The sequence below is a fragment of the Paenibacillus shenyangensis genome (assembly GCF_000346635.1).
Classification (GTDB): Bacteria; Bacillota; Bacilli; order Paenibacillales; family Paenibacillaceae; genus Saccharibacillus; species Saccharibacillus dauci.
In genome coordinates this window covers 1-22,166 of the sequence record NZ_AOIG01000033.1, presented here as the reverse complement: position 1 = coordinate 22,166, position 22,166 = coordinate 1, and the positions used below count along the sequence as shown (strand labels likewise).

General features: G+C 41.4%; 20 protein-coding genes. 2 read left to right on the top strand and 18 right to left on the bottom strand.

Annotated elements, in window-relative coordinates:
- Positions 1-18 precede the first annotated feature (18 nt).
- From argD to argC, 4 genes are all read right to left on the bottom strand, one after another.
- Complete coding sequence (gene argD / locus H065_RS0123115; protein ID WP_017815480.1) at positions 19-1,260, bottom strand: acetylornithine transaminase; 1,242 nt, start codon at positions 1,258-1,260, stop codon at positions 19-21.
- A gap of 76 nt (positions 1,261-1,336) precedes the next feature.
- A complete protein-coding gene (argB, locus tag H065_RS0123110) occupies positions 1,337-2,140 on the bottom strand; it encodes an acetylglutamate kinase (protein ID WP_017815479.1) in 804 nt (267 codons plus the stop codon).
- 21 nt (positions 2,141-2,161) lie between these two features.
- Positions 2,162-3,388, bottom strand: coding sequence for a bifunctional glutamate N-acetyltransferase/amino-acid acetyltransferase ArgJ (gene argJ / locus H065_RS0123105; protein ID WP_017815478.1), 1,227 nt, complete (start codon positions 3,386-3,388; stop codon positions 2,162-2,164).
- 104 nt (positions 3,389-3,492) lie between these two features.
- On the bottom strand, positions 3,493-4,551 hold the full coding sequence (gene argC, locus H065_RS0123100; protein ID WP_036630660.1) for an N-acetyl-gamma-glutamyl-phosphate reductase: 1,059 nt from the start codon (positions 4,549-4,551) through the stop codon (positions 3,493-3,495).
- 358 nt (positions 4,552-4,909) lie between these two features.
- Between argC and H065_RS0123095 the strand changes: the two genes are divergently transcribed.
- On the top strand, positions 4,910-5,380 hold the full coding sequence (locus H065_RS0123095; protein WP_017815476.1) for a DUF6386 family protein: 471 nt from the start codon (positions 4,910-4,912) through the stop codon (positions 5,378-5,380).
- Between the two features lie 351 nt (positions 5,381-5,731).
- On the opposite strand, the gene H065_RS0123085 is transcribed toward H065_RS0123095, so the two are convergent.
- The 3 genes from H065_RS0123085 to secA all read right to left on the bottom strand — a co-directional run bounded on the left by H065_RS0123085 (position 5,732) and on the right by secA (position 10,677).
- Complete coding sequence (locus H065_RS0123085) at positions 5,732-6,631, bottom strand: YitT family protein (RefSeq protein ID WP_017815474.1); 900 nt, start codon at positions 6,629-6,631, stop codon at positions 5,732-5,734.
- 367 nt (positions 6,632-6,998) lie between these two features.
- A protein-coding gene (prfB, locus tag H065_RS0123080; protein WP_152425978.1) for a peptide chain release factor 2 occupies positions 6,999-8,115 on the bottom strand; the annotation gives its coding sequence in 2 pieces (ribosomal slippage) (positions 6,999-8,042 and positions 8,044-8,115; 1,116 coding nt in all).
- A gap of 108 nt (positions 8,116-8,223) precedes the next feature.
- A complete protein-coding gene (gene secA / locus H065_RS0123075) occupies positions 8,224-10,677 on the bottom strand; it encodes a preprotein translocase subunit SecA (RefSeq protein ID WP_017815472.1) in 2,454 nt (817 codons plus the stop codon).
- 35 nt (positions 10,678-10,712) lie between these two features.
- On the opposite strand from secA, the gene H065_RS27750 reads away from it, so the two are divergent.
- A complete protein-coding gene (locus H065_RS27750) occupies positions 10,713-10,985 on the top strand; it encodes a hypothetical protein (protein ID WP_152425977.1) in 273 nt (90 codons plus the stop codon).
- Positions 10,986-11,350: 365 nt separating this feature from the next.
- On the opposite strand, the gene hpf is transcribed toward H065_RS27750, so the two are convergent.
- The 11 genes from hpf to H065_RS28400 form a co-directional block, all read right to left on the bottom strand.
- Positions 11,351-11,923: a ribosome hibernation-promoting factor, HPF/YfiA family gene (hpf, locus tag H065_RS0123070; protein ID WP_017815471.1), complete on the bottom strand. Its 573-nt coding sequence runs from the start codon at positions 11,921-11,923 to the stop codon at positions 11,351-11,353.
- A gap of 454 nt (positions 11,924-12,377) precedes the next feature.
- On the bottom strand, positions 12,378-12,575 hold the full coding sequence (locus tag H065_RS0123065) for a cold-shock protein (protein WP_017815470.1): 198 nt from the start codon (positions 12,573-12,575) through the stop codon (positions 12,378-12,380).
- Between the two features lie 256 nt (positions 12,576-12,831).
- Positions 12,832-13,167, bottom strand: coding sequence for a flagellar protein FliT (gene fliT, locus H065_RS0123060; RefSeq protein WP_017815469.1), 336 nt, complete (start codon positions 13,165-13,167; stop codon positions 12,832-12,834).
- Complete coding sequence (gene fliS, locus H065_RS0123055) at positions 13,160-13,552, bottom strand: flagellar export chaperone FliS (RefSeq protein WP_017815468.1); 393 nt, start codon at positions 13,550-13,552, stop codon at positions 13,160-13,162. The genes fliT and fliS overlap by 8 nt, the downstream gene beginning before the upstream one ends.
- A 28-nt stretch (positions 13,553-13,580) precedes the next feature.
- Positions 13,581-15,158 (bottom strand): flagellar filament capping protein FliD, encoded by a 1,578-nt coding sequence (fliD, locus tag H065_RS0123050; RefSeq protein WP_017815467.1) that lies wholly within the window; start codon positions 15,156-15,158, stop codon positions 13,581-13,583.
- Between the two features lie 90 nt (positions 15,159-15,248).
- Positions 15,249-15,638 carry a flagellar protein FlaG gene (locus H065_RS0123045; RefSeq protein ID WP_017815466.1) on the bottom strand — a complete coding sequence of 130 codons (390 nt, stop codon included), beginning with the start codon at positions 15,636-15,638 and terminating at the stop codon, positions 15,249-15,251.
- A gap of 109 nt (positions 15,639-15,747) precedes the next feature.
- On the bottom strand, positions 15,748-16,530 hold the full coding sequence (locus H065_RS0123040) for an FkbM family methyltransferase (RefSeq protein ID WP_017815465.1): 783 nt from the start codon (positions 16,528-16,530) through the stop codon (positions 15,748-15,750).
- Positions 16,531-16,565: 35 nt separating this feature from the next.
- Positions 16,566-18,017: an SGNH/GDSL hydrolase family protein gene (locus H065_RS27240; RefSeq protein WP_152425976.1), complete on the bottom strand. Its 1,452-nt coding sequence runs from the start codon at positions 18,015-18,017 to the stop codon at positions 16,566-16,568.
- Between the two features lie 98 nt (positions 18,018-18,115).
- Positions 18,116-20,044 carry a glycosyltransferase gene (locus H065_RS0123030; RefSeq protein ID WP_017815463.1) on the bottom strand — a complete coding sequence of 643 codons (1,929 nt, stop codon included), beginning with the start codon at positions 20,042-20,044 and terminating at the stop codon, positions 18,116-18,118.
- A gap of 17 nt (positions 20,045-20,061) precedes the next feature.
- The gene (locus tag H065_RS0123025) at positions 20,062-21,951 is read right to left on the bottom strand and encodes a tetratricopeptide repeat-containing glycosyltransferase family 2 protein (RefSeq protein ID WP_017815462.1); all 1,890 of its coding nucleotides are present in this window, start codon (positions 21,949-21,951) and stop codon (positions 20,062-20,064) included.
- A gap of 17 nt (positions 21,952-21,968) precedes the next feature.
- The coding region (locus H065_RS28400; protein WP_036630656.1) for a hypothetical protein at positions 21,969-22,166 on the bottom strand (198 nt) is incomplete at its 5' end.

Here is a 22,166-nt window from a genome sequence, read left to right as displayed (position 1 = left end):
TGATCCCTGTCTTACTATTTATACGCCGCTTGGTCCGGATGCGCTGGCTACCGGAGCATATTCATGAATAATATCGCTCACAATCTGCACCGCCTGATCAATCTCCTGCTTCGTAATCAGCAGGTTTGGCAGCAGACGAATCACATTTGGGCCTGCATTGACGAACAGCAGTCCTTTTTCCTGTCCAGCCATAATCATCTCGTTCACCGATGATGTACATTCGATCCCGATCATCAGACCTTTGCCGCGGATTTCTTTGACAAAGGAATGACCGGATAGCTTGTCATGCAGCTGCTGCATCAGATACTCGCCCATTTGGGCTGCATGCTCGACTACATTCTGTTCCTGCATCGTCTCCAGCGTCGCAATCACTGCTGCAGTTGCCAGTGGTGTACCGCCAAAGGTAGAACCATGACTGCCTGCCGTAAACGCTTCTTTGAGATACGCTTTGCCGACCATCGCGCCAACCGGGAAGCCGCTCGCCAGTCCTTTCGCCAGTGTGAAAATATCCGGTTCAATACCGTAATGTTCAAAAGAAAGCAGTTTCCCTGTCCGCCCCATACCCGTCTGAATCTCATCGATGATGAGCAGCAGTCCATGCTGCTTGCACAATTCGGCTACAGCCTGTACATACTCCGTTTTAGCCGGATGTACGCCGCCTTCCGCCTGGATCATTTCCAGCATTACCGCTGCCGTATGCGGTCCGATAGCTGTTTGGAGTGCTTCCAGATCATTCAGCGGTACCGTAACAAAGCCAGCCGGTAGAGGGTGGAATCCTTCTTTGACCTTGTCTTGCCCGGTCGCTGTCAGTGTAGCCAGCGTACGTCCATGGAATGATTGGTTAAAGGTAATGATTTCGTAGCGTTCTGCACCTTTTACCTTTTGCTGATATTTGCGTGCCAGCTTGATCGCTGCTTCATTGGCTTCGGCGCCGCTGTTACAGAAGAACACAGCATCGCCGGAAGTCATGGCAGTCAGCAGCTGTGCTGCTTTTTCCTGATTGGGAATTTCGAACAGATTAGATGTATGCCACAACTCATCCAGCTGCTGTTTGAGCTTATCGGCTACCGCTGTCGGAGCATGACCCAGATTGGTTACGCCCAGTCCGCACATAAAGTCCAGATACTTTTTACCGTTTACGTCCCACAGGTAGCTGCCTTGTCCTTTTGCAAAAGCAAGCGGATATCGCGCATACGTCGGGAATAATGCACTTTCCTCGTTCGGTTGTGATTGCTGCTGGTTGTTTGCCGGATTAGCCATATGGATCACGCTCCTCTAATTGGTAGTTGGTGCTGTCGTAATTGGTTTGCTATTGGAATCATCTGCTGATGATTGTTTATTTACGAACAATACGTGTCCCCACGGGATCGCCCTGGAGTACTCGACTGAGTATCTGTGGTTCACTGCCGTCTACAATAATGACCTGCTGTACATCTCCCTGAATGCAAGCAATCGCTGCTTTTACTTTGGGAATCATCCCACCGTAGATTTCACCGGTAGCAATCATCTCGTCAATTTCGCTGATCGTTACCTGAGGCAGTACCTTCTTCTCGCCGTCTACCGTGCGCATAATTCCCGGCACATCGGTGACGACGATCATTCGCGGTACACCCAGATGCGAAGCAACCGCTCCGGCTGCCGTATCCGCATTGATATTATATCGCTGCCCGGTGGCATCCGCTCCAACCGGTGCAATGACTGGAATATAACCAAGCTGGACAATCGCCCGAATGATGGAGGCTTCCACATACGTTACATCACCGACCAGACCAACTTCTGCCGAATTGCTTACTGGCCGCGCTTGAATCAGTCCACCATCGACACCGGAGATACCGATCGCTTTGGCATGACTGCCCTGAATACGACGGACAATTTGCTTATTGATGCTGCCGGATAGAACCATTTCCACTACATCCAGTACCTGCTCGGTCGTCTTGCGGAGCCCGCCGACAAATTCCGTCTCGATGCCCAGGCGGGTCAGGTTATCCGATATAGCCGGTCCACCGCCGTGTACGATAACAGGAGTGATACCCGAATCCTGAATATGTCTCAGATCTTCAAAAAAAGATTCGGGCAGTGCCGCCAGTGTACTGCCACCGCACTTCATCACAAAGGTACGGTCTGCTGCTGTTTCGTTCATGATGGAGTCCTCCTGTTCCGGTTAAGTGCGGTAGGCCGCATTGATGCGGACATAATCATAGGTCAGATCACAGCCCCATGCCAGCGCCTGCCCTTCGCCATAATGCAGATCTACAACGATTTGTACGGTATCGCCCTGTAGATACTTCAGTGCCGCTTCTTCGTCAAAAGGTACCGGTCTGGAGTCGGTCAGTACTACGATATCGCCGAGGCGAATATCGACTGTATCCACATTCACCGGTTCACCAGCACGACCGACAGCTGCAATCACCCGTCCCCAGTTGGCATCTGCTCCAAACATGGCGGATTTCACCAAGCTGGACCCAATTACAGTCTTGGCAATCGCGCGTGCAGACAGATCACTGACAGCACCGTTCACGACAACTTCCACCAGCTTGGTTGCCCCTTCGCCATCTCGTGCTATCGATTTGGCCAGATGCTCGCATACATGCCGGAATCCCGCTGCAAAAGCGTCCCAATCCGGATGTTCCGGAGTCAGTTCCTCATGTCCAGCCAGTCCGCTTGCCATCGCTACCAGCATATCATTGGTACTGGTATCACCATCTACGGTAATCATGTTAAATGTCTGATCGGTTGTCGTCCGCAACAGTTGTTGCAGATGCTCTCCCGAGATCGCTGCATCGGTTGTCATAAATGCCAGCATCGTTGCCATGTTCGGATGAATCATGCCCGATCCTTTGGCGGCTCCTGCGATATGTACCTGTCGACCATTTACCTGCACAGCAACACAAATTTCCTTTTTTACCAGATCGGTTGTCAGAATCGCCTGACAGAACTCTTCTGCATGTTCCGGTTGATTACCAATTGCCACTGGCAGCTGTGTAATTCCCGAGGTCACGCAGTCCATTTTCAGCAGTTCACCGATGACTCCGGTAGAAGCTACCGCCACATCATCTTCCGCTAGTCCCAGCTGGCTTGCAGTCTGTGAGCGCATGGTATAGGCATCCTGCTCACCCTGCTGACCGGTACAGGCATTGGCATTGCCACTATTTACGACTACTGCACGCAGTGTTCCATTCATCAGACTCTGCCGTGTGACCTGAAGTGGTGCTGCCTGAAAAAGATTGGTCGTATACACCGCAGCCGCCGCTGCCGGTACGCTGCATACAATAACACCCAGATCATTACGCTCTGTTTTCTTTAGACCGCAATGTAGCCCTGCCGCCTGAAATCCCTGCGGAGTAACAATCGTTCCACTTGGAACCAGCTCAAACAATGATTGTGACATGATAACTCCTCTCGCTTTCCCGTAAGTGCTGTATATGCTGTATATTGTTATACATTCAATATGCAAATAGTAAGATGCTAAGTTATTGGACCTTTACTCCATCGTTATGGATAGACCGGAAGCATATTCAATCCGGTGTTTTCGGCCCAGCCCATCATACGGTTCATATTCTGAATCGCCTGACCGGCTGCTCCTTTGACCAGGTTATCAATGACCGCAATAATTGTGATTCGACCGGTACGTGCATCCAGTGCAAACCCGATATCGCAGTAGTTGGAACCTGCCACTTCCTTGGTCGAAGGCCACTGCCCTTGCTTACGGATTCGTACAAAAGGACGATCCCGGTAATACTCACGATACAGCTCAATCCATTCTTCTTCGGAATGATTGCCTGATGTTGATCCATACATGGTGCTCATAATGCCCCGTGTCATCGGTACGAGATGAGTGGTAAAAGTAACAGTTACCGGCTTGCCGGCTGCTGCACCAAGTACCTGTTCAATCTCGGGGATATGCTGATGCTTATTAACTTTGTAGGCTTTGAAATTCTCGTTCATCTCCGCATAATGCGATGTCAGGTTGGTACCGCGTCCAGCACCGGACACACCCGACTTGGCATCAATAATAATGCTGTCCGTCGTCAGCCAGCCCGCTTCGACACCCGGCAGCAGTCCCAGAAGTGTAGCTGTCGGATAGCAACCTGGATTGGAGATTAGACGTTTGCCGTGTACATCATTGCCTTTGAGCTCGCACAGCCCATATACTGCTTCCTCCAGGGAGGCCGCATCCGGCGCATCATGCTTGTACCACTCTTCGTAGGTGCTACTGTCCTTGATCCGATAATCACCGGACAGGTCGATGACTTTCAGACCCGCCTCCAGATACTGGGGAACCAGCTTGCTGCTGACGCCCGATGGTGTGGCCAGGAATACGATATCTGCCTTTTGTGCAGTCTCCGCTGCATCTACACCGTCCAGGTCCATATCCATGACACCGATCAAATGAGGAAACTGATCCGACATCGGCTTGCCGCTGCTCGAAGCCGATATGACCGAAGTGATCTCCACTTCCGGATGTTGATGCAAAAAACGAATCAGTTCCACTCCGCCATAGCCAGTGGAACCTACGATAGCTACTCTTGTTTTAACTGGATTCACCCTCATTTCCCCCTGTCCGTCTTTGCATTCCCGAATATAAGATGTGTATTATTATACATCCGATGTAATATAAATACAACCGTCATTGCATACAATTACCACAAACAGATAAAATAGCAGAAGTACTATACAGATTATGTTACCTTCATATTTTAGATCGCTCGCCATTGCCCGTGTAGAACATTATTCTTTGGGTCAAAGGTAACTCTGCTTTATTCATCGTTTCAACATCAGTCGAATACTTTTTACATTTCGTCTGTTGCTCATCAACACTTTATATTCATGTGCTTATTCGATTCATACCGTTATTTAATTCATTTCGATCCTGATTATTATCCAATCCATATCGTGGAAGGAGTTCCTTATGAATACATTCGAAAGACCGGATACAAATACCTCTTTTTCTTTTTCAACTGATACTGCAGCTCTGGCAATATTCGATATGCAGGCGATTCATCACCGGATCACAGATACGCCCGACTGGTGGACAATTCCAGAAGACGAACTCGCCGAACTAAATCAGGGAAATATAGTTGTATGTCATCTACCTACAGATGGTACTTATGACGTTCAGCTTGTTCAGCAACTGACGGATACACAGGTGCGCTGTCATCTACATGTTCCATCCGGGCAAATATTTATCGGCGCCGGGGAAGATATCACTGGAGGAGATTTGCAGCCGGATGATCCGACTGTTGTATCCGGACAAATTATCACGCTGCCTCCCGGCAATTATGAGCTTTCTGTTCATCTCAATGATCACAAGATCCAGATATCATTTATCCCTGCCAGAGAACATCATAACTCGCAGATCGATTCTATTCGGCTCGGTTAAATATAGCAGTCTATCATCTAAAAATTCTGTATCATGTAAATCTTATATTCATCCTATGATATATATAACGATGGTTGATTCTTTCACTTTACTTATTCTGCAAGAAATATATTAAAAAAGCGTACAAACCGATTATTCATGACCGGTCTGTACGCTTTTATTTCATTCCAACAGCTAACAATATTGCATCGCTGTCACAATGATGGAATCTTTATTTGTATTTCGTTGAAATAACTGCTTTTCAGCCTGTATTTCATTTGTCCTGTTCATTGTAACCTGTACTGTACATCCTGCTCTTTTGAACCATTTACTCTTGTCTGCCATTGGATGGTCACCACATATTGTGCAGGATCATCCAGGCAACTTGAATCCTTTACCCAGTACTTCATGCGCATTGCTAATAATGACAAACGCATCCGGATCGACCGCTCGCACAATAGTTTTCAATCGACTGGCTTCATTTTGCCCGACAACAACCATGAATACCGTCCGGTCGTCGCCTGTATATCCACCCTGAGCGTTCAGCTTGGTGAGTCCACGATCCAGGTCATTCAGAATCGCCAGACGCATCGGTTCAATCTCATCAGAGATGATATAAGCCACTTTGGAGTTACTGAATCCCAGCTCCACCGCATCAATCATTTTACTCGTTACAAATAGACCGATCAGCGCATACAGTGCCTGTTCCGGCTTGAGCAGCAGGCCTGCCAGCAGAATAACTGTACCATCTGTCAAAATGACACAGAAAGACATGCTAAATCCGGTCAGTTTGTGTATAATCTGCGCCAGAATCGCCATTCCGCCTGTCGATCCCCGGCCGCGGAATACAATTCCCAGACCAATACCCACACCGATCCCGCCATACAGTGCACCCAGCAGTGGATTGGTGGTAGGCGCTGGCAAATCGCGCGTCAAATAAATAAACATGGGCAGTACAATGGTACCCAGCAATGACCGGATGCTCGCCTGATGCCCCAGCAGCAGATACCCTGCCACAAACAGTGGAATATTAAAGACCCACTGTGTATACGCCGGTTCAATCCCCATAACCTCCGAAGCAATAATCGAGATCCCTGCTACTCCGCCGGAAGCAATATGATTAGGCAGCAAAAACAGATTAAATGCCAGTGCCATGATACATGCTCCAATTACGATCAGTGCCGCATCCCAGCTATTACGCAGCGGTCCTGTCAGTGGAATCATTGGCGGCTTCCGCCTGCGTGCATTGGTCTGAGAAGATGTTGTCATCATATATTCATTCACCTATACCCCATAAAATTTGCATCAGTTGCCGAACAACCCTTACAGATCGCCTCTTCCTATTGAAGACACATACCTGTCGCGTGTTTTATTGTAGTGCATATTACTTATTTCTGAAAGAACATACGGCAAATAGGTGATACTTTAATCCGGGAGCGGGCCAACGCAGCTACGCAATCTTAGGCTGAATAACTGAGTAGTCACGCAACTATATTGTAATTAGTCCCTCCCTGTATAACTGTATAACAGCCTTATTATGCTGTCCATCCGCATATTATGCAAACTAAAAAAGCGACCTTCATCTACAAAAATGAAGGTCGCTTTTGATCATCAATCCATTTGCACTATATTTATCCTTTTACTGATCGACTTCAATTTTCAGCTGGCTGCGAAGATATCCATCGATAAATGGATTCAGATCTCCGTCCATCACAGCTCCGATATTCCCGGTCTCTACCTGGGTACGGTGGTCTTTGACCATGCTGTACGGGTGGAACACATACGAACGAATCTGGCTACCCCAGGCAATCTCGGATTGCTCACCGCGGATTTCATCCAGCTGCTTACGTTCTTCCTCGATTTTGCGCTCATACAACTTGGAACGCAGCATCGTCATCGCACGCTCACGGTTTTTGATCTGGGAACGTTCGGTCTGACAACTCACAACAACGCCGGATGGTAAATGCGTAATCCGGACAGCAGAGTCGGTCGTATTAATATGCTGACCACCGGCGCCGCTTGCACGGTACGTATCTACTTTGAGATCTTCCGTACGGATCTCGATCTCGGTATCGTTCGTAATCTCCGGTACCACATCACAGGATACGAATGACGTATGACGGCGGCCTGAAGAATCAAATGGAGAAATACGCACCAGACGGTGTACTCCTTTTTCTGCTTTCAGATAACCGTAGGCATTATAGCCCTTGATCAGCAGCGTCACGCTCTTGATTCCCGCTTCATCACCTGGCAGATAATCCATGACCTCTACCTTGAATCCACTCTTCTCCGCCCAGCGTGTATACATGCGCAGCAGCATGGAACCCCAGTCCTGGGACTCTGTACCGCCTGCACCCGGATGAAGCTCCAGGATCGCATTAAGCTTGTCGTACGGTTCATTGAGCAGCAGCTGCAGTTCGAACTCTTCCAGCTTTTTGACCAAAGCCTGTACGCCGGAAGTTACTTCCTTCGCCAGATCTTCGTCATTCTCTTCGTCTGCCAGTTCAACCATCAGACTGATATCATCATATTCCTGCTGCAGTTTGTTATACTGGTCTACCGATCCTTTGACTGCATTCATCTCTGCAATGACCGCCTGAGCCGATTCATTGTCATCCCAGAAGTCCGGAGCTGACATTTTCACTTCAAAGTTTTCGATCATTTCGTTTTTGAGATCTAAGTCAAAGAGACCCCCTAAGGTTGGATAATTTTTGAGCCATTTCACGCAGATCATGCTTTACATTCGGTTCGATCATGAACATTCACCTCTTCGTTAGTATGCGATTCCTTTATCCGAGAAAAGACACCCACGATAATGGTGAGTGTCTTTCGGTATCTTGTACAGCTTGGTTCGATTACCTGAATTATTTACGTCTACGGCGACGTTCTTCACGGGAAGGACGCTTTTCTGCCGATTCCGAGCTATTGGTGCTGACTTGGCTTGTATCTACAACAGCCTGACGTTCCTGCTGCGTCTGGATTTGCGCTCTCATCACATAGCCGGCAACTTCTTCCTGAATATCGGCCACCATTTGATTGAACATTTCAAATCCTTCAAACTGGTATTCACGCAGCGGATCGGTACCGCCATATGCACGAAGATGGATACCTTGACGAAGCTGTTCCATCGCATCGATATGGTCCATCCATTTACGGTCAACCGCGCGCAGAACAACCACTTTCTCGAATTCACGGATCGTTTCTTCGCCAATTTCTTTTTCACGCTGCAGATAACGCAGTTCTACACGTTCGAAGAGGTAGTTAACCATCTCTTCTTTTTCCTGCTCATGCAGCTCGGATTCACTGATTGCATTTTCGAGCAAGAAGTTATTGTTTACATAATCAGCCACTTCCTGAAGTTCCCAGTTCTCTGGAATATCATCATTACAGTGCACCTCAACCACACGCTCGATACAAGGTTTGATCATCTGCAAAACAACTTCGCGGATGTTGTCTGATTCCAGTACTTCACGACGCTGTTTGTAGATGATCTCACGCTGTTTGTTCATAACATCATCATACTGCAGGACGATTTTACGCATATCAAAGTTACTGCCTTCGACGCGGCGCTGTGCAGATTCCACGGCACGTGTAATCATACGGCTCTCGATTGGCTGATCTTCTTCAAAGCCCAGTTTTTCCATCATGTTCATAACATTATCCGCACCAAAACGCTTCATCAGCTCATCACCCAGAGATAGATAAAACTGGGTAGAACCCGGATCACCCTGACGACCGGCACGACCACGCAGCTGGTTATCGATCCGGCGGGATTCGTGACGTTCTGTACCGATGATGTGCAGACCGCCTACTTCCGCAACGCCTTCACCCAAGATAATATCCGTACCGCGTCCTGCCATGTTGGTAGCGATCGTTACCGTACCCGGCTGACCGGCACGAGAAATGATTTCCGCTTCTTCCGCATGGTATTTCGCATTCAGTACCTGGTGTTTGATGCCTTTGCGTTTCAGCATTTCGGACAGCAGCTCCGAGTTCTCGATAGAGACTGTACCAACCAGTACCGGCTGATTCTTCTCGTGGCGAATTACGATTTCGTCAACTACTGCACGGAATTTGCTTTGTACGCTCTTGTATACAACGTCTGGAGCATCTTTACGCTGGTTAACACGGTTAGTAGGAACCTGCAGTACTTCCAGACCATAGATTTTTTTGAACTCTTCTTCCTCGGTTTTGGCTGTACCCGTCATACCTGCCAGTTTTTTGTACATACGGAAGTAGTTCTGGAACGTAATCGTTGCCAGCGTCATGCTTTCGTTTTGCACATCGAGGTTTTCTTTGGCTTCAATCGCTTGATGCAGACCATCGCTATAGCGACGACCAGCCATCAGACGACCGGTGAATTCATCGACGATCAGAACTTCACCGTCAGCTACGACATAATCCACGTCACGGTGCATAATAGCATTGGCTTTGAGCGCCTGCACGACATGGTGGTTAACTGTTACATTGCTGTTATCATACAGGTTTTCCACACCAAAGAAGTTCTCGGCTTTTTCAACACCCGCTTCAGTCAGTGCTACGGATTTTACTTTGATATCTACTGTGTAGTCATCTTCGGCTTTGAGACTCTTCACGAAACGATCCGCTGCAAAATACAGTTCTGTCGATTTCTGTGCCTGACCGGAGATGATCAATGGTGTACGGGCTTCGTCGATCAGGATGGAATCGACTTCATCAATGATACAGAATTGCAGTGGACGCTGTACCATCTGTTCTTTGTAGAGCACCATGTTGTCACGCAGATAGTCAAATCCGAACTCATTGTTCGTACCGTATGTGATATCACAGGCATAAGCCGCCTGTTTCTCTTCATGCTTCATACCGCTGAGGTTGACGCCAACTTCCATACCCAGATAGTTGTAGATGCGACCCATTTGCAAGCTGTCCCGTTTGGCCAGATAGTCATTGACCGTAACGACATGAGCGCCTTTACCTTCGAGTGCGTTCAGGTAGACTGGCAGTGTACCTACCAGCGTTTTACCTTCACCTGTTCTCATCTCGGCAATCTTACCTTCGTGGAGAGCGATACCACCGACCAGCTGTACATCAAAATGACGCATGCCCAGTTGACGTTTCGAAGCTTCACGTACAGTAGCGAAAGCTTCAGGAAGCAGCTGTTCAAGCGTTTCACCTTTTTCCAGACGTTCGCGGAATTCTGCTGTTTTCCCTTGCAGTTCATCATGGGAAAGTGCTTCAAATTCCTTTTCCATATTGTTGATGATGTCAACCGTCTTCATGATCCGTTTAACATCACGTTCATTTGTGTCACCAAAGATTTTCTTAACGATACCTAGCATGGTTAACCCCTTTCGCGCTAAACAGAGATGGATTATTGAATAAATGGAAATTACACGACGCTTCCGGGGGATTATTCAATAACCTCAGTTGCAATAAATTGTACCAGTTTCAGGTAAAAGCCGCAACAAATCAGCTATTTCCGGAAGCAAAATCATATAATGCTGAAGCGGAATATTTTGCTTTGTATGGACTATTTTATTGGAAATTGCGCCCAAAATGTCTGGCGCTGATTGTAAGATATTTTGCTATGCAAAAATCACTTTTCATTAAACATCGCGTTTTAAATAACAAACGCTTAACACACTAAATTTCAATAGGGCCCAGGATAAATATATCCCGCGCCTGACGATATCCATATGATATTCATTACTGTAAATGCTAGTGCGTATACTTATACGTATAAAAAGCAGAAATGTTTCATTATGTGTGCGTGCAGTGAAAGCCAGCATTCAACGAAATCCCTTGATTTCACCAGCTTGCCGAGCCGTGGGACTGCAAGGCATCGGACAGGATTCGTCAGCTTTTTGCACTCTATATAGTATACTCCACTTTACGCCGGATTGCACTTTTTTCAGGGCTTTCCTGCCATGTTTCATTTTGCGGCAAGCAGATATTATCGGGAATTCAAAAAGCCCCGTCCAGTTAGACGAGGCTCCATTACATAGGCTTATATTATTCTTGTTCAATCAGGCCGTATTTGCCATCGTCACGACGATAGACTACGTTGACCTGCTGACTGTTAATGTTCGAGAATACGAAGAACGTATGCCCGATCAGATTCATTTGCAGAATCGCTTCTTCAACGTCCATCGGCTTCAGGAGGAAGCGTTTGTTACGGACGATTTCGAACTCATCGCTTTCCACTTCCACGTCTGCATCTTCGTCTACTGCCAGAGCAGCAGCAGTTGGATCTTCTACGAAGAACGCTTTCAGATTTTCGTCATTTTGACGGAACTTCCGGTTTAGCTTGGTTTTGTGCTTGCGGATCTGACGTTCCAGCTTGTCGACAACCGAGTCGATGGAAGCGTACATATCTTCACTGCGATCCTCCGCACGTAACAGCAGACCGGGGAGAGGAATCGTAACCTCAACGGTAAAGCGTCCGCGATTGGAGCTCAGTGTAACCATACCGTCGGATACGGGAGGTGAATCGAAATATCTTTCAAGTCTGTTGAGCTTTTTGTCCACATAATCTTTAATAGCATCTGTGACTTCAAAGTGCTGACCTCGAATAGCAAAATTCATAGAGCATTCCTCCTTTAGGGAATTATAACATAGATGTTAGCGGCAAGTAAAAGGAGCGTTAAAGGAAAGAAGCTGCAATTTATAACAAATTAGTGACCGACTGCTACAGCGTCTACTTAAGCTCGTTACAAGCCAGAACGTTATTGCGATGAGATGGATATGATGTATGCAATTGAAGGTCTATAACTATCCATCAGAGTACATATATTGTAGGGAAATTGGCAGTCGGTATAGATGGTTCTGCTTTCTTTTTAACCTGTTTTCCATAGATTGAATACGCTCCAAAACGGGTATATGGGGCAGATTTTTGCTTGACCTGCAGCATTTATGACGTCACGAATAGTTAAAGAAGTATATACAGAAAAAGACCCCGGAATGTACCGGAGTCTTAGCTAATTGTTCAAATGTAACCATCGGAATTACCTATGTAAGGTCGGCATGTGCCAGGGGATGATTATAATTTGATAACGTTAGCTGCTTGAGGTCCACGCGCGCCTTCGACGATGTCGAATTCTACAGATTGGCCTTCTTCAAGCGTCTTAAAACCTTCGGACTGGATTGCGGAAAAGTGTACAAATACGTCTCCGCCTTCGTCTGTCTCGATGAAGCCGTAACCTTTTTCTGCGTTAAACCATTTTACTTTACCTTGCATGCAATAACATTCCCTTCGTTATCAAATAAAGTAAGATCTCGCTTACATTTCTGAATATACCATCTCTGGTTGGAAAATGTCAATTGGAAGAGAAAAGGTTTTATTGTAATTATATTACATAAATTAAAAGCGTTTTTATATCACATATTTTGTGAAATAAACAGCTTTATAGCCTTTAAAACAATTTTCCTTGTAATGTTTTGAAGAGGTTATAAAAAAGAACACCATTACCCTAAAAGGATAATGATGTTCTTTTTTATTTTTTACGATCCATCAGCATACTATCTGCGGAATAACTCATTTCATAGGCGCTCCGTTGTGATTTGGCTACACTGCGTTGTGTAAGCCAATTAGCAGCTTCATTTTTCAACTCATGCATGCGACTGCTAATTACCTCGTCATAACTCAATATATGTTCAATTTGTTCTTTATCTGTTGATGTAATGGGATGTTCTTCAAAGTAATCATTTAAGCTGGCAATAAGACTTTCACGCTCACTTATGAATGTTTCCATATCTTCATAAGATAATTGGAATATACCCTGGGTCACTTGTTCAGTGACCTTACTTAATGCAGCAATTGGATTATCCATGTTTCGCTTCGCTTACAGCTGCAGGAGCCAATTTATTGGCTTCTACCCAAGTTTCACGTAAATCTTTGAGATATCCCAAAGCCTCTTCAGCCGAAGCTACATCTTTTTTGATGTTCGCTTGAATCAACAGGTAACCCATGTATTCATATAAACGATCCAGGTTTTCTGCTACGTCATAAGAACGGTCCAGACTTGCACGAAATTCACTTACGATAGCCTGTGCTTTTCCGAAATTAGTATTGGATTTTGCATAATCTTTTTGATTAATGCCATCAATTGCAGCAAGTGTAAAACGGATAGCTCCATCATATAGCATGATCAGCAATTGACCTGGAGAAGTTTGTACTGCGTTTTGACGATATTTTTCATATGGGGAAGAAATCATTTTTGCGTCCTCCTATATATCCGATAAATTAAGATTTTAGATAACCTGCTAGACTGGACGACTGGGAGTTAAGCTTAGATAAAGCACTTTCCATCGCACTGAATTGTTTGTAATAGCGCGACTCGACATCGTTTAACCGGCTTGTTAATGCATTAATTCGAGTGTTATAATCCGTCAATTCTTTAGCCATAATACTCTTTGTACTAAAGGCCGCATTCACATCTGTGCTCAGCTTGGATGTACCCGCTCGGTCATAGAATTTAGTTACAGTCTCATTTAACTTGTCATACAGCTTATTGAAAACCCCACCACTTGTATCTGCAGCAGAACCTTTTAGAGTAGTCATAACACCTTGAGGATTATTAGCGACCGCTTTTTTGAGTTTCTCTTCATCCAGATATAACTTACCACCCTCGCTATAACTACCTGTAGTAATCCCCATATCTGGAAGACTAACACCGCCAGGCACCTGACCAAGAGCTGATGTAATGACATTTCTCATATCCTGAAGAGCGGTTTTCAGAATGTCATCGCCTTTTAACATTCCGCTTTTTGCTTTAGTTGTCCAAGCAGTAATATCATCGTCACTCATCGATTTCTTTTGTTCAGATGTTAATGGTGCAAAATCTTTGTATTTGGACTCTTCGGTCTTTGTTTTCATTGTATTAAGCAAGTCATTATAAGCAGTAACAAATGCTTTTACGGTATCAACCACTTTGGTTGTATCTGTCTGTGTTGTAATATTAGTTGCTCCCGCTGAACCTGAGACAGCAAGAAAATTCATGGTAACCCCATTTAACGTGTTTGTATTGCTATTAAAGGTTAGCGGTGTACCATCAATGGTTGCTTTAGCTTTTGCACCTGTAAAAGAAAGACTGGTTCCATTAACTGTTACTTCAGCTTTTGTTCGATCATCTGGATCAATAATATTACTAGGATATCTTTCACTAATTTTGCTCAAACTCAGGAAACTTTGGCCACTATCTGCATTATCTAAATTTAATGTGCCACCAAATTCTTTAGCATTAATCGAAAATTGACCTGTAACTTCATTAAATGTTGCTGATGCACCAGCTTTACTATTACTGTTGATTTTGGATATTACAGCAGAAAGGGTCTCGGTAGATTTAAAAGTAAGATTTTCACCATTAATACTTACCGTGTAATCATCTGTGTTACCACTTAATTGTCCAACAGTAGTCGCTGTTGTAACCTTTCCATTCCCTGCATTAGTAGTAAGGGCAGCACCAGTAGCAGTAGCTTTAGTCGCTAATTGACCAATCGTAACATTCATCGGGATTCCGCTGGCATCCGCATTTGCAGTAGCTGTCATTGCACTTGTATTGCCGGCTACTACTGCTTTTTGCGCGTTTAAAGATTCACTTTTTTTGAATTCGAATAATTTATTCTGCCGGAAGTCAACCAGTTTACTGTTAATTTCGCGGTACGAATCACGTTTCCATTCCAGTACCTGTTTATTTTGATTGAGTTTATCCAACGGTATACGTTGAGCTGCCATAAGCTGCTTAACAATACTGTCTGTATCCATCCCAGATGCTCCGCCGCTTACACGCAGAACAGATGAAGCTGATGTCATGTAGGACATATAATAGCCTCCTTCATAGTATTTATTTTAGTTTATTTCGATGCTATTTCATGAGGCTAGGACACGTTGGTACATAAGCATACGTTATCTTTATACTTTTTTGTCTACCAAAATACCGGCAATTTTCATCATGTTAGCTACCAGATCCAGAGTTTTCTCTCTTGGCACTTCTCTGATCACTTCGCCAGTTTCCTTGTTTAGTACTTTTACCATGATACTGTGAGTATCTTTGTGCATACTTACTTCAAGAGCGGTTTCCGGACCAGCAAGAGTTTTAAAGGCAGTATCCAATCGACGCATCAATTCCTCTTCACCGACAGGCAGTACAGCTCCTTGCTTTTCAAGCTGCTGCATTTGACTCAGACTTGTAGTAGCTGCCAGACGTTCTTCAACCGTTTTGGAATCGGAAGAAGACTGATGAGCTGGGGCCGGAGCAGCTGTATAAGTATTATTGGATGAGAAGGAAAACTGGATATTCATGATATTCCACCCTTCGCTAAGCTATTTATTATTTATATCGGTTAATACAGAAGTTAGGTTTAGAGAAAATATAAATAAACTTTAAATCCAAACAGCAATCTTTTAATCATTAAGTCATTACTACATAGGGGTATCCTTGTTGTTGAATAAGAATTCTTATATCAACTACAGACAACTCACCTTCGTCGGAAATAGTATGAAAATGTTTACCATTGTCTTGCAAGCCAATTAATAGTTCTACAAAAGGGTCCCAGTCTTTTTGAAGCATTCCTTTATTTAATTCAAAGATTAGGACTTTTATTTTGTTAGATATTATCAACTTTTCCATTCCTATAAAGGCTTGATACTCTCCACCCTCTATATCTATTTTGAGAAAATCAATTTGTTGTAAATCATCAAACATGCTGTCCAAGTCAATAGCATCTACTTCTACTTTTTCAAATTCATCATTATAATTTTTCTTATATTCATCACTGTGGGGATTGATAGAGCTATTCCCCATAAATTTTGTCGATACATAAAAAGACAGCGAAGTTGCTTTGGAATAAACAGCACTGTTATATATAGAAGTTCGGTCATGTAAATAATTTATAGATAAATTATCGAATAAATATTTATATATTTCTCTATTTGCTTCAAATGAATATACTTTACCATTGGAGCCTACCAAGTAGCCAAACAGTATAGAAAAATAGCCTATATTAGCACCAACATCAACTACTACATTTTCTGGCTTTACATTTTGCACCAAAAATTTAGTTAATGCTACTTCCAAACTTCCACTAATTATTAAATCCGGACTCAGACTAAGATCTTGAGAAGGTATTATAAGCTTCCCACCAAATATAGGTGATACCAACATTTTCCCATTCCCAATATAAGTACCTCTCATTCTCATAATCCCCTTTATCTTAACGTTTTATTTTCTTAATTCACTTCATTAGCCTGAATATAATTTAATACATATTTCGTGAATTTTTTAGCTCCAGCTTCATTTAAATGCGAAACATCATAAAAATCTTGATCATTAAATAAATCTGAGGTAAACAAATTTATAAAATCAATATTATAAACGTTTCTTAGGTCTGTGATTTTCTCAAGAAACTCTGTCTCAATACGTTTAGAAAAATGCGAGTAATAATGAGCACTTGTAGGACAAACTACAAGAATAGGCTGTATATTATGCTTCTGGAGCATTTCAATATATTCCTTTAAGATATTGAAATTATTTTCTACTGTCTCAGGATAATTTTTGTTACTATCTCTTTCAGCAATTTCCCTTCCTTGTTCTATTTCTTTGTCTCCCATTACCGCAGCAATATATTTATACCACCAATTATCATCTTTCTCTCTAAGAAGGTAGAACAGGTTTTCCGAGAAATTTTCAATTAAAACATCGCTAGGTAGATCGGTATGCATAGAAAACAAATCGTCCTTTTCGAACAAAGAAGAATACATTGGCAATCGATGTTTTTTACTTTTGCTTTTAGATAAGTCGTATTCGAAGCTATAGTAACTAAGACCAATTATCGCAAATTTCAGTTTATTAGAAGCATAATTTTCAGTAATTAATTTTGCCCAATTATAATCTTGACGAATATCCTGGCTAGACACAGCAACATTTGCTACTTTTAATGGTTGCAATTCCTGAGTGTTGAAAGCTACTTCAGCATAAGAAAGACCTGTAATGAATCCATCCAGTTCTTCTTTTAATTCCTTTAACTCTGCATATGCTTTATATATTTCATAATCATAATTGGAATTTATATACGCTATCAAATCAAAAGTAGGATGGTTAGTGGTAACATGCAAATTATCAGTATTTATAATATAGTGATATGGTAACGCACTTAAATTTTCTTCTATTAGTATTGGCATATCTTCTATCGTTTGTCCTACATAGTTATTATCATTCGTCAAATAAGCAACAACTCTATATTTATCAGTATTAATAAGTTTATGGATATTAACTGATAGATAGTTTATTCCACTAATGACTAGATTTTTCTTTTTAGTTATTTGAGTACTGTATTCATAAAATGCATTCTTAAATTCTTCGAACAATGGATTTAAAACTTTCTCATAAGTATTGAAGATAGCCTCAATTTCTACATCATTATTATAATTGACTATCATTTCTTCTAAGTTGTAAGCTATATCATTAATAAGACTTATAATTTTATCATCGTGACTATTAATCAGCTCTTTTTCAATAAGCTTATTTAATAAAACAACCCCGTCTACTACCAAATTGGTAGTATTTATTAATTTTTCATTTTCATTAATTAGACCTTTGCTTTTTTGCACATCTTCTATTACGATCTTAAGATCAACTACTAGTCGTTCAATATTGTATAAACTTTTATAATCATTTTTCATTTTATGCTCCTTATTTATATATTTGATCAAGATCAAAGCATAGAAACAGTTGATGAATTTCATCAGCGTTCCTATGCTTGTTTGATATCTTTACTCTTTTATTCTTGCCAAAGTAACAAATTGGGTTTTTCATCCAATATTGATGCATAATGTTTAGTTGTAAAATCATTTTTTTCTGTATCTAACATTTGATAACGATTATACTTGTCAATTCTTTCTTCATGTCTACTCCACCCCAAGTGCTTGAGTCTAAGTGACGAAACCGCATTAGAACCTATATCAAGAATATTTTTAGGGAAACGACCACAATGCTGCTTAGCTTCTAACCATTCATAATCATAATTGCCATCATACTTAATTAAAAATGGTCTTTGAGTTTTATGAGCAAACCAATATTCATCATCACGATAGTGTTCCTTATCCCACATATCATAAAGTGGAAAACTAATTGTAGAAAAATCTTTTTGATGAATTAAAAAGTGGATTTCCTTGCTGAATTTCTTTTCAAAAATCTCATCGGCATCTAAGTTTAAAATCCAATCTGGTTCCTCTTCAAGAGTAGCCTGCCATTGCTGTTTTCTAAGTGTAACTTCATTACTAAATTTGGAAATGGGATTTTCTATGATTACTAATTTCCCATTGGATAAAACTTTTTTGCATATTTCGATACTTTGATCTGTACTACCATCATCTATGATTACTGCACTATCAATATAATTCGAATGTTCTTGAAGAACTTCTTCCAGAAAACGTCCAGCTTCGTTTTTTATAATCATGGATAAGGTTAATTTTTCCGGCTTTTTATGCTCATTATAACTAGCAGCAACCTTATATTCTCCTACCACTTCAAAAGACATGATTTTATAGTTTTTAGCTTCCTCCATTACTTCACAATAACAGGTTAGATGAGATTCACTACGTTCACCTTTTTGAAGTATATAATTATGCAAAGTAAATTTAATATAGTGCTTATTTGTTTTTTCATCATAAGATGCGTATTCCAAGTTTTCTACAAATGCATTTACTTTGGTATGAGCTGTAGCATGCAGTGCTTGTTGCGATTCGATCTCTATATTCAGTTGTTTACGCATATCAATTGAAAAATAATTCTCCCAAGGTAAAGAATACCCTCTATCATAATGATAAGTACCTAAAGCTTTCATACCCAGACGTACAACTTCTTTTGCCTGAATCTGTACATTTGCAATATCTGCTTTGCAGGCTTGTTGTTTAAATTTCACTATACCGCCAAGATCTTCATCTCTGTAAATATGATAAGCAGGATAATGAGTATCCACAAACAGATCTATTCCGATTGCTGCTGCTCGTACACAGAAGTGTCTATCTTCTCCCCAAAAACTCAAGTTTTTGATTTTATCGAAGCTTACTCCTTTTTCGATCGCAGACTTACTAATTAAAGTACAAGCTCCGAGCCCTCCTACTTCATAGACACCAGGAATTCTCATTTTGTTTACAAACTCATTTTCTCTTCTAACCGCTTCTTCATGTGTTAATTGCTCATTCCGATTTTTATAAAACATACCGTACTCATCCACTAACCATACCTGTGGCAGTTCTGGAAAACCAGGCTTCCACTTTGTCCAAAACACTTCAGAAACAACTTCTTTATTTAAACTAACCAGATGTTTGATAGTAACCGGGTTAAGAACAATATCCGAATCAATTAAAAATAGATAATCATAATTAAACTCTTTGGTAATTTGAATCATCATGTTCTTCAATTTTGCGACTTTCCAAATTAATTGATCATTCCAGTAATGAGTATTATCATCTCTGAAGTAGTTTTGCTCAAGTTCTTCTTCATTCTTATAAATGATTACATTTTTATTCTCCAATGAGAATGTATTCAGCATTTGACTTGATTTCACTTCATCATTATCATCTACAAATAAATAGCTTACTTCCAATTCTTCTTTATCTATTTCAGATAATGATTTCAAAAACTCTTTGAGTATATGACTTTTTTGTTTGATAGGACTACCAATCAATATTTTAGGTTTGTGCATTCTATTCACCTCGTATATTATTTGTCTACTTCGCTCATCAGCCAGTCGGATAAAGGAAATTTCTTTTGAGCTTCTTCTACGATAGCTTTCTCTTTGGTTGTATCTTCTGTACTTCGCAGCAATGTAATAACGCGTTCATAAGAAGAATATACTGGAGCTATTTCTAGGAGATTAAAGTAAAACAATTGTCCATCTTCCATGTATCCAGAATTTAAGCAGATATCGCCTAATAAACGATTAACGTCTACGTCTCTCTTTTTTTGTGAATACAAAGGTACTAAAAGATCAATAGCTGCTTCATTGTATCCATGATAGAACAACAATTTACCTAGTTGGGTCTTGAATGGCAGTTCCTGATTCTCTAACTTATTGAGTATAGTTTGAAAAGTATCAAACTCTTTCAGATAAATAAACTTGTCAAAGATAGAGATTATGAGTTGCTGGAATTGAGATGAAGTATTACGAATACTGATCGAATTCTCTGTTAGGAGTTTTCTTAATAATTTATATTCTTTCTCTGCTAAATTAATAATATCTTTGAGATCTGCTAACAGACTTTCATCTTTCAGCAAAAATGATAATGTAATAATATCATTCGTATTTTCTGCCTTGGATCCTGAATATAGATTCCATTTATCTCGAGCCAATTCGTATTCTCCAAACGCTTGATGTGCTACTGCTTGTATCTGTAATCCCACATCAATTTTGTACAGCGTCAGATAATCTTGTAATAGCGGATGGCTTATGGTATACAGTACATCCATCAACAGCTGCAATTCACTTGTTTGAGTTATTTTATACATATAACTTAATTCTGCTTTAACTTCATCATTGGATTTATTTATAAGATAGGCTATTTCGAAATACTTGTTTAGTATAGGAGCGAAGTCTTTTTTTATCTGTAGGGCTTTCAAAATATATTCATATGCCTTTTCAAGTTCACCCTGCTCCTGATAGAGCTCTGCAAGATGATATTGTGATACGTAACTCGTTATACCTTCATTGGAAAAAGCACCTTCATCGTTCATTTCGAGGCATTTAAGCCATGCTGACTCAGCATCTTTTAAATAACCAGATGCTTTGTATGCTCTGCCTAAAATATGCATCAGTGTAGCATCCTCAGCATATACTTTTACAGTATCATACATAATAGTTAATGCTTCTTCTGGACGTTCTAATTGCAATAGACTCTCTGCTAATTTTCTTAACAGCTCTGACTGATACATCTTATCTTTACTGCCAGGATACGCTTGTTGAAAATACTTTACTGCCTTTTCAAATTCTCCAAAATTCATATAAAGTTTAGCAAGGTTATACAAGTTATAACTTGTCGGATTTTCCTTTACTTCGGCCAGCATAATAGGCAAATTACGATTATCCTTATTTTTTCCAATCATAGCTTCATTTGTATAACCAGTATGTTGGATAATGAATTTGGTCTCACCACGAGTTAATTGAGCCTCTATATGATCAATATCCAAATGCTCATGCAATCGATTCTTATAGCGTAATCTGGATTCATTTTTGAATAAACGTATAGCTGAATGGCTGAATGTTCTGCCATCGCTCATAAAGTTTCTAATTTTGCTTAAATAAAAGTCTTTTTGCCCTTTTAGTTCAGATTGTAGATCAGTGTTTTCTTCCAGATACTCATCAGCATCCAACATTAAAATATAATCTGCTTGAGTCTGCTCCAATGAATAGTTACGAGCAGATGCAAAATCATTATTCCATACATAGTTATATATTTTAGAAGTATACTTTTGTGCAATCGCTAATGTACTATCTGTTGATCCTGTATCAACAATAATTATTTCATCTACACAGCCACGCACACTATTTAGGCAGCGGTCCAATACATCTTCTTCATTTTTTACTATCATGCATAATGCTACAGACAACTTCATAATTCGCCCCCTGATTCTTATAGAGATTTAGCTTCATAACAATAAGCTCTTATGATATCTTTATCGGATATAATTACATTTATTGTTAGGGGATACAGTTGAAAAAAAAAGCCGAGCCCTATATAGGACTCGGCTTTTTTTTCTATTAACGAAGCAATTGCAGTACGCCTTGTGGCTGCTGGTTTGCTTGGGACAACATCGCTTGTGCTGCTTGG